At 50.2% G+C, this 14,012-nt stretch carries 9 protein-coding genes and 2 pseudogenes; 4 read left to right on the forward strand and 7 right to left on the reverse strand.

Annotation, left to right across the window (positions count from 1 at the left end; all coding sequences use genetic code 11):
• Positions 1-11: 11 nt before the first annotated feature.
• The 6 genes from OGW13_RS10110 to OGW13_RS10135 all read right to left on the reverse strand — a co-directional run bounded on the left by OGW13_RS10110 (position 12) and on the right by OGW13_RS10135 (position 8,052).
• Positions 12-599 carry a helix-turn-helix transcriptional regulator gene (locus tag OGW13_RS10110; protein WP_044269019.1) on the reverse strand — a complete coding sequence of 196 codons (588 nt, stop codon included), beginning with the start codon at positions 597-599 and terminating at the stop codon, positions 12-14.
• A 15-nt stretch (positions 600-614) separates the two neighbouring features.
• Positions 615-1,310 carry a flagellar brake protein gene (locus tag OGW13_RS10115; RefSeq protein ID WP_287116040.1) on the reverse strand — a complete coding sequence of 232 codons (696 nt, stop codon included), beginning with the start codon at positions 1,308-1,310 and terminating at the stop codon, positions 615-617.
• A gap of 535 nt (positions 1,311-1,845) precedes the next feature.
• Entirely contained in the window at positions 1,846-4,992 is a 3,147-nt protein-coding gene (locus tag OGW13_RS10120; RefSeq protein ID WP_287116041.1) for a CusA/CzcA family heavy metal efflux RND transporter, read from the reverse strand.
• Positions 4,993-5,003: 11 nt separating this feature from the next.
• Positions 5,004-6,266: an efflux RND transporter periplasmic adaptor subunit gene (locus OGW13_RS10125; RefSeq protein ID WP_287116042.1), complete on the reverse strand. Its 1,263-nt coding sequence runs from the start codon at positions 6,264-6,266 to the stop codon at positions 5,004-5,006.
• Between the two features lie 32 nt (positions 6,267-6,298).
• Positions 6,299-6,643: a cation efflux system protein CusF gene (gene cusF, locus OGW13_RS10130; RefSeq protein ID WP_044256696.1), complete on the reverse strand. Its 345-nt coding sequence runs from the start codon at positions 6,641-6,643 to the stop codon at positions 6,299-6,301.
• 26 nt (positions 6,644-6,669) lie between these two features.
• On the reverse strand, positions 6,670-8,052 hold the full coding sequence (locus OGW13_RS10135) for an efflux transporter outer membrane subunit (protein ID WP_222167843.1): 1,383 nt from the start codon (positions 8,050-8,052) through the stop codon (positions 6,670-6,672).
• 170 nt (positions 8,053-8,222) lie between these two features.
• Between OGW13_RS10135 and cusR the strand changes: the two genes are divergently transcribed.
• Positions 8,223-8,906 (forward strand): copper response regulator transcription factor CusR, encoded by a 684-nt coding sequence (cusR, locus tag OGW13_RS10140; RefSeq protein ID WP_044256698.1) that lies wholly within the window; start codon positions 8,223-8,225, stop codon positions 8,904-8,906.
• On the forward strand, positions 8,896-10,335 hold the full coding sequence (locus OGW13_RS10145; protein ID WP_181628225.1) for a Cu(+)/Ag(+) sensor histidine kinase: 1,440 nt from the start codon (positions 8,896-8,898) through the stop codon (positions 10,333-10,335). Before cusR ends, OGW13_RS10145 begins: the two co-directional genes overlap by 11 nt.
• Positions 10,336-10,570: 235 nt before the next feature.
• Here the strand turns inward: OGW13_RS10145 and OGW13_RS25855 are convergent.
• A pseudogene (locus OGW13_RS25855) lies at positions 10,571-10,726 on the reverse strand (DUF4942 domain-containing protein); the annotation flags it as partial.
• A 16-nt stretch (positions 10,727-10,742) separates the two neighbouring features.
• Between OGW13_RS25855 and OGW13_RS10150 the strand changes: the two are divergent.
• Positions 10,743-11,090, forward strand: coding sequence for an HAD family hydrolase (locus OGW13_RS10150; RefSeq protein ID WP_261331041.1), 348 nt, complete (start codon positions 10,743-10,745; stop codon positions 11,088-11,090).
• A gap of 1,397 nt (positions 11,091-12,487) precedes the next feature.
• Positions 12,488-12,619, forward strand: a pseudogene (locus OGW13_RS25710) (ESPR domain-containing protein); the annotation flags it as partial.
• Positions 12,620-14,012: the final 1,393 nt, after the last annotated feature.

The raw sequence follows: 14,012 nt of genomic DNA on the forward strand, positions 1-14,012 counted from the left end.
TGATGACAAACTCAGGATAAAAAAGAGAACGGATGGTTGAATCTGACGATCAGTTTATTCAGTTCAGTCGAATGGGCCAGACCCAGCTTCGTGATGATTCGCATTTTATGCGTCTGTATCGTTTTATAGCTCACACTGATCAGATCCGAGATTTCATTTGGTGAATATCCACTCACCAGCAAACTGAGGATTTGCTGTTCACGATCGCTCAGCCGTTTTTGTGAACGGAATAAGCGGGGATTCCAGCACTCCCCCGTCAGGGTCGTCAGTCGGCCAAAATCACGCAGCGGTGATTTATCGGTCAGCACAATCACTTTTTCGACATACAGTAACTCAATGCACAATTTCGCCAGACGGTCATCGGCAATCACCACCACGGCATTATCGTAAACTTTAAAGCGATTCTTATTTAAATAGCTGACAAAATCAGCGTAGGACTGTTCGTGGCTGATGATATTAAAAATCATCATCCGATGGCGATAGCGTGCAGAGTAATCTACCATCACCTGCCAGGGGACATCCGTCACCTCAGCATTTTTACTTTTTAAATACGTTGAGACACTGCTACCGACAAAATCTTCATTTCCACACATCAACATAAAGTTCACCTTCCTTTATAAACTTTTTAATTTATTACTCATCAAAAAATGAATAATGACCTTTTCGACATCCAACGCGTCGCGTGGATGTTTGAATTCGAACTTGCAGGAGATCTGCTGACAGGAATAAAGCTGATTGTTTTCATCAAATTCGTTGATAGCAACAACGTTGACGACCCGGAGATCGCAATGCAAACGACCAAACTGTTCAAAATCCAGAGATGCCCCTTTAATCAGCGCATTTTTATAAAGAAAGCGGGTGTTTATTTTCTGTGAGATCAGCGCGCAACCGCCGCGAGAGATATTCTTAATCTGCAGCAAGTAATTCTCACCATTTTTATAGCGTCCAGAACAGTAGAAATGATACCCCTTTAAAAAGGAGAAACGCTGATGCTGGCGGCGCTGAACCAATAAGATCACTTCAGGTATGCGATACGCCAGTCCGCACTCCAGTTTATCGGTCAGCGACTGACTGAACCGGGCATTGAACCGGATAATGCCGCTGTCGCTGTGCAAGATAAAAGACTGGATTGAAGAGAGTGGGATGCCGCTGTTGTTGGTAATCACGAAGTAGTCGAAGTCAACCTTTACTAATTGAGTGACCACGCTGGCGTCTTTAAATTTCAGTTCCACCTTCGTTTTTCTGAGAAGCTCTTCGCGAATAATGGCCACGATCTCAAATTTATTGTCCTTTGCCATCCCAAATCCCATAGTAAAATCCTTATTTTATATTTCAGATACTTCTCATTCGTGTTTAATGATAAAAGGCTAAAACTGGCTCCCGCAGATAGTTTTTTGATTACCATAAGGGATTACCTTTCAGATATTTCGCATGATATTAAGTTTTTGACTATTTTTACTGATTAATTGATATGTAAAAACATTCAGTGAAGTGTAAAAGTGGCCCGCATTATGCGTAAAAGAGAATGAACTTAACGAAAACTTGATAACAAAAATGAATAAAATGCGATTAACTGCACGATTCTGAAATATAAAACTGATGTTTACACTATTTGCAACACAAGGATGCGGGTTGTGCTTTTTATGCACAACCCGCTGAGAGGTAACGGCAAAATTAAATATCAGAGGGAACGAATAGCAATAACGGGAGATTCAGAAAGGGATAACGCTTATCATCAGAAAAAGCATTTTACAGTATTGCAGAATATGTCAGAAAGAATGAAAAATCACCGTTAAAATGATTTTTCCGGCCCGCTTCATTTCAGCAGGCCGGATGATGAAGATGTTAACGGGATATTTTACGGTGACGATGTATCCACATCAACTTATAAGCCGCAGGGATAATAAACAGTGACAGTAGCGGCGCCGTAATCATACCGCCGATCATGGGCGCAGCAATCCGGCTCATCACTTCCGAACCGGCTCCTGTCCCCCACAAAATCGGCAGAAGACCGGCAATGATCACCGCTACGGTCATCGCTTTGGGTCGTACCCGTAGCACCGCCCCGTGATACAACGCGTCATCCAGTTTCTCTGCGCTGAACGTCTGCGGGTTGTCCAGTGAAGGATCGGCCTCAATGGCATGGCGCAGGTACATCAGCATGACCACGCCAAATTCCGCAGCGACCCCCGCCAGAGCGATAAACCCGGTTCCCGTCGCCACCGACAGATGAAATCCCATCCAGTACAGGAACCAAATCCCGCCCACCAGCGCAAACGGCACGCTGGTGATGATCAGCAGCGCTTCTCCGACCCGGCGGAACGCCAGATACAACAGGATGAAGATGATCATCAGCGTCATGGGCACCATCAGCTTCAGCTTATGGTTCGCCCGCTCCAGCAATTCAAACTGACCAGAAAACGCGACGCTGGTACCGGGCTTCAACTGAACGTTATCGGCAATCGCCTGTTTCAGATCGTTAACCACAGAGACCATATCCCTGTCGCGCGCATCAATGTAGATCCAACTGGTGGGCCGTGCGTTCTCCGTTTTTAGCATCGAGGGCCCCGGCGTGATGTTGATTGTGGCGACATCCCCCAGCGTAATTTGTTGCTTCATCGGCGTCAGGATTGGTAACTGGCGCAGCGCCTGCGGGCTGTCCCGGAAGCTCTGCGGATAACGCAGATTGATCGGATAACGGGCAATCCCCTCAACGGTCTCCCCAACCATCGCCCCACCGACGGCAGAGGTAATAAACAACTGTACGTCCCCCACCGTCATGCCGTAGCGGGCTGCTTTCTCACGGTTGATATCGATGTTGAGATAGCGACCACCTTGCAGACGCTCAGCGAGCGCTGATGTTACGCCAGGGACGGTGCGGGCAACCTCTTCAATCTGCTCGGCCATCGCGTCGATATCGGCCAGTACGTTACCAGAGACTTTAATCCCAATCGGACTCTTAATCCCGGTAGAGAGCATATCAATACGGTTACGAATCGGCGGCACCCACAGGTTTGCCAGCCCTGGCAGACGAACGGTGTTGTCCAGTTCCTCGATGATTTTTTCCATCGTCATTCCCGGACGCCACTGATCCTGCGGTTTGAGCTGAATCGTGGTTTCCACCATCTCCAGCGGTGCCGAATCCGTGGCGGTTTCCGCTTTCCCGGTTTTGCCAAAGACCCTGGCGACTTCCGGTACGGTCATGATCAGCTTATCGGTTTTCTGTAACATGCTTGCCGCTTCTGCCGCCGAAATCCCCGGCAGCGTGGACGGCATGTACAACAGATCGCCTTCGTTAATCTGCGGTAAGAACTCGCCCCCCACTTTACTCAGCGGCCAGGCCACCGTCAGGATCGAGAGCCCCGCCACCAGCAGCGTGACTTTCGGCCAGTGCAATACTTTCAGCAGTAGCGGATGGTAAATACGGATCAAAAAGCGGTTAAGCGGGTTGCTGCTTTCCGCCGGAATTTTCCCGCGGATCCACAACCCCATCAGGATCGGGATCACCACGATCGCCAGAAACGCCGCCCCCGCCATCGCATACGTTTTGGTGAACGCCAGCGGCCCGAACAGGCGTCCTTCCTGCCCTTCCAGAGTAAAGATGGGAATAAAAGAGAGCGTGATGATCAGCAAACTGATGAACAGCGCCGGACCAACCTCTACAGAGGCGTTGGTGATCACCATCCAGCGCGTTTCGTTATCCGGCACTTCGCCAGGATGCTGGTGTTCCCACTCTTCCAGCCGTTTATGCGCATTTTCGATCATCACAATGGCGGCATCCACCATCGCCCCCACGGCGATAGCGATCCCGCCAAGCGACATAATGTTGGCGTTCAGCCCCTGAAAATGCATCACGATAAAGGCGATACACAATCCCAGCGGCAGCGAGATGATCGCCACCAGTGCGGAACGCACGTGCCAGAGAAACAGTGCGCAGACCAGCGCCACGACGATAAACTCTTCCAGTAGCTTATAGCTGAGGTTATCGATGGCGCGGTCAATCAACTGACTGCGATCGTAGGTGGTCACCACTTCCACGCCTTCCGGCAGACTACTTTTCAGCGTCTCGAGTTTATTTTTAACCGCCGAGATAACCTCACGCGCGTTTTTACCGGAGCGCAAGATAACCACCCCGCCGGCCACTTCTCCCTCGCCGTTGAGTTCGGCAATCCCCCGGCGCATTTCCGGGCCTGTCTGCACTCTCGCCACATCCCGCAGGTACACGGGTACCCCGTTTTCCCCTGACTTCAGAACGATATGATTGAAGTCATCCAGCGTTTGCAGATACCCGCTGGCGCGGACCATGTATTCTGCTTCCGACAGTTCCACCGATGAGCCGCCCGCCTCCTGGTTTGAGGCATCCAGCGCACCTTTCACCTCCGACAGGTTGATGCCGTACTGAGCGAGTTTCATTGGGTCGATCACCACCTGATACTCTTTCACCACGCCGCCCACGGAGGCCACTTCCGACACATTCGGGATAGTTTTTAACTCATATTTCAGAAACCAGTCCTGCAACGAACGCAGTTCCGCCAGGTCGTGCTTACCGCTGCGATCGACTAACGCATACTCGAAGATCCAGCCCACGCCGGTGGCGTCTGGCCCCATTTCCGCGCTGACGCCCGCCGGGAGCTTACCCTGTACCTGGTTGAGATATTCCAGCACGCGAGAACGCGCCCAGTACGGATCGGTGCCATCTTCAAAAATGACATAGACATACGAGTCGCCAAACTGCGAGAAACCGCGCACAGTCTTTGCGCCGGGTACGGACAGCATGGTGGTGGTCAGCGGATAGGTCACCTGATTCTCGACAATCTGCGGCGCCTGCCCCGGGTAGCTGGTTTTGACGATCACCTGCACGTCGGACAGGTCGGGCAGCGCATCCACCGGCGTGTTAACGATGGTCCAGGTCCCCCAGACGCTGAGAAAGAGCGCGCCAATGATCACCAGAAAACGGTTGGCAACCGAGCGGCGAATAATCCATTCAATCATCTGCGTTCTCCTCAGTGCGCATGGGCCGCAGGATCGGGCATCGCCGACGGTTGCTGCGTGCGCATCCGGTCTAACGCCCCCGAGATGTTGGCTTCTGAATCAATCAGGAACAGGCCGCTGGCAACCACCTTCTCGCCTTCAGACAGCCCGGAACGGATCGCCGTTACCCCCTGCGAGGCCTGGAAGACAGAGACGGGTTTAGGGACAAAACGCCCTTCACCGTCCACCGTGATCACCCGCTGCTCGCTGCCGGTATCGATCAGCGCTTTAGACGGGATCAGCAACATCGGCTCACTTTCTGTTTTCAGATTAAGATAAGCGTTCATCCCCGGTTTCAGCGCTTCGTCGGGGTTATCAACTTCCAGGCGCAGTTGCAGCGTTCGGGTGGTGGCGTCGGCGCTGGGCAACAGCGTCCACTTGCGAACGGTGAAGGACTTGTCCGGACGCGCCGGAACGGTCAGCGAAAACGGCGACGCATCTTTAATCAGCCACGCGATGGATTCAGGCACCGCAGCGGTTACCCACACTGGATCCATCCCCTGAATTTTCGCGACCACGTTATCTTTGGCGATGTTCATGCCAGCACGTAAATCAAAGGCGGTAATTACTCCGTCAATGGGTGCAGTAAGGATAAAGCGGGTCTGAATTTTGCGCGTTGCGGTCAAACGTCGAATATCCGTTTCCGGCATTCCGGCCAGGCGCAGCCGCTCCAGAATCCCCTCAACCTGGGTTGCCGTGCCGCCAGTTTCTTTCAGCAGCAGATATTCACTCTGCGCTTCCACCCAGTCAGGGATCGTGAGTTCAAGCAGCGGTGCGCCTTTTTTCACCTTATCACCCACGGTGAGCGGCCAGACTTTCTCGACAAATCCGGCGGCACGCGCCTGCATAATGACAAACTGATACTCGTTATAGCTGACATTGGCCGGGAACATCTGGGCAAAAGCGAGGGGTCCGCGACGCACAGCCTCAGTTTTCACACCGAGGTTTTGCGTTTGCGTCGGATCGATACGGACGCCCGGCGCAGTAGCGCTGGCAGACTCTTCATCGGCATATTTCGGCACCAGATCCATATCCATAAAGGGCGATTTGCCGGGTTTATCGAAGCGGGTATTCGGGTACATCGGGTCGTACCAGAACAGCACCTTGCGGGCTTCTTTTTCCGTGACTGGCGGTGTATTCGCCGACGGGTGCGCCGCGGCGAAATACGCGTAGCCGCCCACGGCGATAATGCCGCCCGCCATCATGCTGCCGATAATCAGCGCGATATTTTTCATGAGGTCATGCTCAACGTTAAAATAAGAGAGAATTACTGGCTTTTAATATCCTGCAATAAAGAGAGATTGCCCTGCTGGATAAATGTAAACGCCACGTTGTCACCGGGTTTAATATCGTTGAGCTGCGTTTGCGGTGTGATGGTAAAACGCATGGTCATTGCCGGCCAGTTCAGCGCGGGGATCGGCCCATGTTCAATGGTGACTTTTTTGCTTTGCGTATCAACGCTTTTTACTACGCCAGTGGCGCTGATCGCCGGGCTTTGTTCGGCGGCAGGCATGGCGCTCATCATATCGCCGTGATGGTGTTCATTGGCCTGAGCGTTAATTGCCAGCGTAGAGAAAATGGCGAATACCACCGCTTTACATACTGTGTTCATGTCAATCTCCTGTGATGTGTTTCGGTTTATTCCAGCCAACCACCGCCAAGCGCGGTATAGAGCGTAATTTCGTTAACCTGTCGGGCGTAATTAAGGTCAAGCAGGGTTTGTTGCGTCGCAAATAGCGAACGTTCAGCGTCCAGCACGTTGATATAGCTCACCGCTCCGTTGCGATAGAGCGCTCTCGCACGCTGAAGCGTGATTTGTAGCGAAGTCAGGTATCGCTGCTGACCGCGAATCTGATCGGTAAGGCTCTGGCGTAGCGCCAGCGCGTCGGCAACCTCTTTGAACGCGTTCTGGATCTTCTGCTCATAATTGACCACCGACTGCTGCTGGCGGATCTCAGCCAGATCGAGGTTGGCCTGATTACGTCCGGCATTGAAGATCGGTAACTCCACTTTCGGAATGAAATTCCACATCCCGCTTGCTGTCGAAAACAGACTCGAGAGATCGCTGCTACTGCCGGAGATCCCGCTGGTCAGCGTGATGGAGGGGAAAAACGCCGCCCGTGCCGCGCCGATATTGGCGTTTGCCGCCATCAGCGCATGTTCGGCTTCCATGATGTCCGGACGCTGCAACAGGATTTGCGATGACAGCGATGGCGGTAACGTCACGCCGTTGATATCGCCGACATTCTGTCGCGCATCGTCCGGCAGCTTAGCGTAGCTCCCCAGTAACAGCTGCAACGCGTTATTCGCCTGCGCCAGTTCCCCCTGACGTTTCGCAATATCACTGCGGGTACTTTCAATCACGCCACGCGCCTGTTCCAGCGCCAGCACGTTAGTACTGCCGGTAACCAGTTGTTTTTCCACCAGCGCATATGCACGCTCATAATTGCTCAGCGTTTCTTGTGCCACCTGAAGCTGCGCGAAGGCCAGACGCTGATTGAACCAGCTCTGTGCAACGTTGGACACCAACAGGATATGCACCGCCCGGCGCGCCTCTTCGCTGGCGAAAAAGGTCTGTCGATCGGCTTCGCTCATATTTTTCAGCCGACCAAAGAAATCCAGATCAACGCTCAGGTTCAGCCCGGCCTCATATTCACGCGTACTGCGGGTGTCGCCTTTCAGTTTCCCGCTCCAGTTTCCGCTGCTTTCCGCATTCAACTGCGGATAGCGATCGGCATCAGTCACCCGATATTGCGCCCTCGCCTCCTGTACTTTCAGCGTCGCCATACGTAAATCGCGATTGTTACGCAGCGCCTCGTCAATCAGCACTTTCACCTGCGGATCGACAAAAAAATGCCGCCAGCCGCTGTCCTGATAGCCTGTCGGTGATGTCACCAGTTGGTTCTGACTGAGAGAAAACTGCTGCGGTACCGGAAGCGCCGGGCGCTGATAGTCCGGGGCGAGTGAACATCCTGCCAGCAGTAACGCCATTGAGAGCGTGAGACGCTTAAAATTACGCATAAGCCTGATTTACATGTGGGTTGATATCAGCCACTTTACCTGGCGCTCTCTGTTCAACCCGTGACAGCAAAATGACAAAGCTGTCATTTTCCCAGAATGCGATTGCTATCCGATCTGGCTTCTCTAGAATTGAGAGGCCCCATGACCGTCGCGTGGCGAAGGAGAATGTGTTGAAAATTTTGATCGTCGAAGATGAGAAAAAAACCGGTGAATACCTGACCAAAGGACTGACGGAAGCGGGCTTTGTTGTCGATCTTGCTGACAACGGTCTGAACGGCTATCACCTGGCGATGACCGGTGATTACGACCTGCTCGTTCTTGATATCATGCTGCCCGACGTCAACGGCTGGGATATCGTCCGGATGCTACGTGCCGCGAATAAAGGCATGCCGATTCTGCTGCTTACCGCGTTGGGAACGATTGAACATCGGGTAAAAGGGCTGGAATTAGGGGCGGATGATTATCTGGTTAAGCCGTTTGCCTTTGCCGAACTGCTGGCGCGCGTCAGAACCCTGCTACGCCGGGGGGCGGCGGTAATCGTCGAAAGCCAGTTTCAGGTGGCCGATCTGATCGTTGACCTGGTGAGCCGCAAAGTGAGTCGTAGCGGTACCCGCATCACGCTCACCAGCAAAGAATTTACCCTGCTGGAGTTTTTCCTGCGCCACCAGGGAGAAGTATTACCCCGCTCGCTGATTGCCTCTCAGGTGTGGGACATGAATTTTGACAGCGATACCAACGCCATTGACGTGGCCGTGAAGCGCCTGCGCGGCAAAATTGATAACGACTTTGAGCCTAAGCTGATTCAGACCGTGCGTGGCGTGGGATATGTGCTTGAGGTGCCAGATGGTCAGTAAGCGGTTATCCCGCCCTTTTTCGCTGGCGACGCGCCTGACCTTTTTTATCAGCCTCGCGACCATTGCCTCCTTTTTTGCCTTTGCCTGGATCATGATTCAGTCGGTAAAAGTGCATTTTGCCGAACAGGACATCAACGACTTAAGCGAAATCAGCGCCACCCTCGAACGTATCCTTAGCCCCTCCGACGAGCCGGAATCCCGCCGTCTGGAGATTCTGAAAAACGTGGTAGCCGGTTACTCAAACGTCATTATTTCGCTGGAAGATGCCAACCAGCAGGCGCTCTTTCATTCCCCTCATATGCCGGATATCCGCCAGTTTCTTGCCCGCGCCACGGTGGATAAAACCGTTCCGGGCGGCAACGTCTATTTGATTAATGGTCCGTCGATGCAGATGGCAAGCCACGGCACCCATTCCAGCTGGCGCATGATCCGCCTGCCGGTCGGACCGCTGATCGACGGAAAACCGGCCTATACCCTGTATCTGGCGCTGTCGATCGATTTTCACCTGCATTACATTAACGATTTGAAAAACAAGCTCATCATGACCGCCTCGATCATCAGCATGTTGATCATTTTTATCGTGCTGTTTGCCGTGTATAAAGGCCACGAACCGATCCGTAGCGTCAGCCGACAGATTCAGAACATCACCTCGAAAGATCTCGACGTCCGACTGGATCCCCGGTCGGTGCCTATTGAACTGGAACGGCTGGTGCTCTCGTTTAATCACATGATCGAGCGTATCGAAGACGTTTTTACCCGCCAGTCCAATTTTTCAGCTGATATTGCCCATGAGATCCGTACCCCTATCACCAACCTGGTGACGCAAACAGAAATTGTCCTCAGCCAGCCCCGTAGCCAGAAGGAGCTGGAAGAGGTGCTCTATTCCAACCTCGAAGAATTTAGCCATATGGCGAAAATGGTCAGCGACATGCTGTTTCTGGCGCAGGCCGATAACAACCAGCTGATCCCGGAGAAAAAAACGATCAATCTGGCGGATGAAGTCAGTAAAGTATTCGACTTTTTTGAGGCGCTGGCGGAAGAACGGGAAGTCGGGTTGCATTTTGAAGGGCGTCCATGCCTGGTATCCGGCGATTCAGGTATGCTGCGCCGGGCGATCAGCAATCTCCTCTCCAACGCGATGCGCTACACGCCATTGGGCCAGAGCATTACCGTCCGGCTGACAGAGGCGGACGAACAGGTGCACATCATCATTGAAAACCCGGGAACACCTATCCCTGCCGAACATTTACCACGGTTGTTTGATCGCTTTTATCGCGTGGATCCATCCCGCCAGCGCAAAGGCGAAGGCAGCGGTATCGGACTGGCGATCGTGAAATCGATTGTGACCGCACACCACGGAAAAGTGTCGGTGACTTCGGATGTAAACGTGACCCGGTTTACGTTGAGTTTACCGAAAGAGTGGGTCTGAGATCCTACCGGATTCGAATACAGGCCATATAACCATTGTTATTACAGCATTTTTAGCAGTTCGAAAAACGCCGAAGCCCACAATCGTATTTCGCTAAAAACACCCGTGATTTCGAGCCCGGTTATGGTAACGATGAACTATCGTGCTACCAGTATCCCCGGATAATGCTTAGTGAAAATGTCATTCAGTTTTTCAACAAGTTCTGACCGCTTAAAGGTAATGTGCGCAGTCGTCATTCATTCGCGTTGCCCCCGCCAATGCTGTCGGTGAGTGCAAAAATATCACTGAGCTGATGAATAAGGATTTCTGTCAGGCTCAGCGCAACATTACGTCCGGTGATGATGCGTTCAATGCTGGTGGAGCAAATCACGTCAGTGTAATCGGTTAACAGGGTCTATTCTGAGCTGATGGGATTAAGTGTGGTCACTAACTGTTCGGCGCGCCTCAGGCGCATTGCTGCGGATCTTATCGGCGTTCCCTTCGATGTCGTCGTGACTTCCGAACAGGCTGATTTTTACAAGCCGCATCCTGAGCCGTATCGTCTGGCGTTGTGTAATACAGGCTTTGTTCCTGCCGAGGCTATATTTGTCGCAGGCTCTGCTTATGACATGCTTGGGACGCAAAAAGTGGGAGTGCCCACGTACTGGCATAACAGGGTTGGGCTGACAGCACCTGAAGGTGCGCCAGAACCTTTCACAGAGCGCGCCACGATCGACACGCTGTTGCAGGATATCGAATCCCTTGGCCGTTCTTAGGCTTCACCCTTTCTGGTTGCAATAGGGATTATCTCCCTCTCGCGCGGATCCGGACGTGTGCTGCTGGCCTGCAAAGAACGGGATCCGGTGAACCGCACCAGCTTTTTTGTCCGAGGTTTCTGACTTGATGATCCATCCATTTATCTAACGGGATGGAAATGTTCTGGGTTGCAGCGACACGAAACAATGAGAAACGCTTAAGACACAAAAAATGGGCATGGCATAAGGCTAATTTACTGATACCGTCCCCCTTTATCAGGTTATTGTTCAGAAAGAAAAATCTGAATTTTATAAAATTTACCCGGTCAGATTACGAATTACGGCTGCCACCCTCTCGTAACACTGTTTTTTTAACAAATTTTCATATCTAACGAAAAAACAAAAAAAGAATAATACAATCATAACGTTGTGTTTTTTACATGATATAAAAATGGAGATTATTAATTCATAACAACAACTTAGAAAAATATCATTATATACAATCACTTAAATTAAAATTACAAACCACGCCCATTACTTTTTAGCAAATTGTGCTCTCGAGTGACTACTTCCAGCCTCATCTAATGTTTGTAATATTCTTATTGTCAGATGCAAATATCTCAACCTCAAAAGAGCAAGTGAGTGATATTTCCAGAAAAGACGCCCCTCATTTAAAACGACCACCAGGAATTATATAACTGGTTTGTCCAGCTGCGTTAATATTACTTTTTTAACATTTTAGCGCTGCTTGACTCTCTTTTAACACAGTGCAAAACTGCTATTGGGGAATAGCAAAAGGACAGATCCATAAAACCATTTCAACTGATAGTGTGTCGATATCATAAACAGAAAAAGAAAATGTCTTTATGATACTTTCTTATTTGTTCCCTTGTTGTTTTATTTTACAGAGGTCGTAGAAATGTAGACCATTCTCCGAGAATGCAGTTTGTCAGCAGACTGCAATACGTAATGAGTAGTTATATTTGCCGACCAGGCACCGTTCAGGTGCCTGTAAGGGCAGTAATGTCATTTCATTACCCCTTATATAAAACCTTAATGTAGGTAATAGGAAATATAACTACCCTCTCTAAGATTATTTTTTTTCGTGCTTCAGATATTGAGAGGCACCGGAAGTCTTTTATCGCTCTTACGGAAAAGAAAGCATTCGCTTGAACAACAAAAAAAACATAAAAAATCACCAACGAGTATATAGCATGGAACAACTAAAAATTCGCAATATCAATAATTCTTGGGGGCTGATTTCAGTACCGGAGAATTACTCTGGAAGAGGCAATAATCTCATCCGGACAAATAAAAAGACTGCGCCAATGATGCGTAGTGGTACAGGGAAGGCTCAGTACAGTGACAGAGCCGACACCTGTGTAGTCAGTATTGGCACGGTATAAGAGGTGTCCATTATGAACAAAATTTATCGCGTTATATGGAACAGCACGCTGATGCAGTGGGTTGTCACCTCTGAGTTTGGACGCGCCAGAATCAAAAGAGCAGTCAGTAAGTCAGTGAAAGCGGCTGGCCTGATGGCTGCAATGTCAGTGGGGGCTGTTGCTGCCACCTGTGATGTTGCCACCTTTAATTGTCAGCTTGGTGCTGCATGGACCCCAACTACAGATAATAACCAGAACGGGGCTGCTGTCATTTCTGACGGGAATACGTGGTCTGTTGCCGGTGTAAACACATGGACAGCAGGAGGCGCCACATTTCAGATAATTTCCACCCTTCAAGAAATTATTGACGCTGGTTATAACGTAACGCTCGGCGGTTCTGCGGTAACGTCATTACCTTATGTCGGAAACAAACTTATTTATCCCGGTTTGACCACCGCAGTGACAGTGTATGATCCTATTACCGCAAGTAACAAAACTGTCATGGTTTACAGTTCTGAGGCATTTAACGAACGGGATGCCTATACCTTTAGTCCAGGTATGAGGTTTGTTTTGCCGAATGCAACCCCCTATATTGATACCCGACTGGCAACGGTCACCAATGGCGTTGCAAATATTGCATTGAATCAGAATGAGTATAACATTGGCGAAGTAAGGGACAGTTCCCTCGTATTTGTTGACGGTACTACAGCAAATAAATCTACTGCTAACTGGGTTTCACAACAGAAAATCCAGGCCAGATTTGTAGATGATTTATCTGGGTATTCGACACCGAGCATAGTAGACATTCAGAGCGACAGTTATTCAGGTACTTTTACCGCGTTTGATGGTACATCACATACTGTCAGTTCCCTGTCGGACTTTAAAGTATGGAATGACTGGCTTGTCAGTAAATTGTCATCAGGAGAATTAGCCTACGCCAGTTATCAGAGTGAACTGCAAAAAGCATACATATCCACCACGCAGTCTTACCAGGTCTCCCAGTCTCCGGATGGATTTGATGTTTCTGTTTATGGAAACCCTGATACAGCGTTCTTCCGTGCAGATGGTCAGAATGCTCTAATTACTATTGCTGAAGGAGGCTCGATCGATGTGAGTGTTAGTAGCACTCCTGCGTTTAAACTTATTCAACTGGATCATAACGCCACATTTATCAATAACGGCACGGCGATGAGCACCAGTAAAATCGCCCAAGTCAATAGTGGTTCATCCTTTATTAACAATGGTTTCTTGAGTCTGGGTGGTAATGTCTTAACTGGTGAATATCAAAATGTTAGTATCCAGGTTGATGGCACTAATAGTCAGTTTAAAAATAGTGCGCAAGGGATATACACTGTATCTCCACGTTATAACTATACGAATAAAGCCCAGAACTCTTATGTATCAGGAATAACGACAACAAACGGTGCCTCCGCTGAAAACGAGGGAATCATTAATACTGGTTACTGGGCGAATTCAATCGACAAGCTCCAGTCCGGTAATGTTTATGTTGCCAGAACGTTCAACGGAACTACATTCGTTAATACCTCGACGGGCCATA

The organism is Citrobacter sp. Ca225, assembly GCF_030337175.1.
Classification (GTDB): Bacteria; Pseudomonadota; Gammaproteobacteria; order Enterobacterales; family Enterobacteriaceae; genus Citrobacter_A; species Citrobacter_A amalonaticus.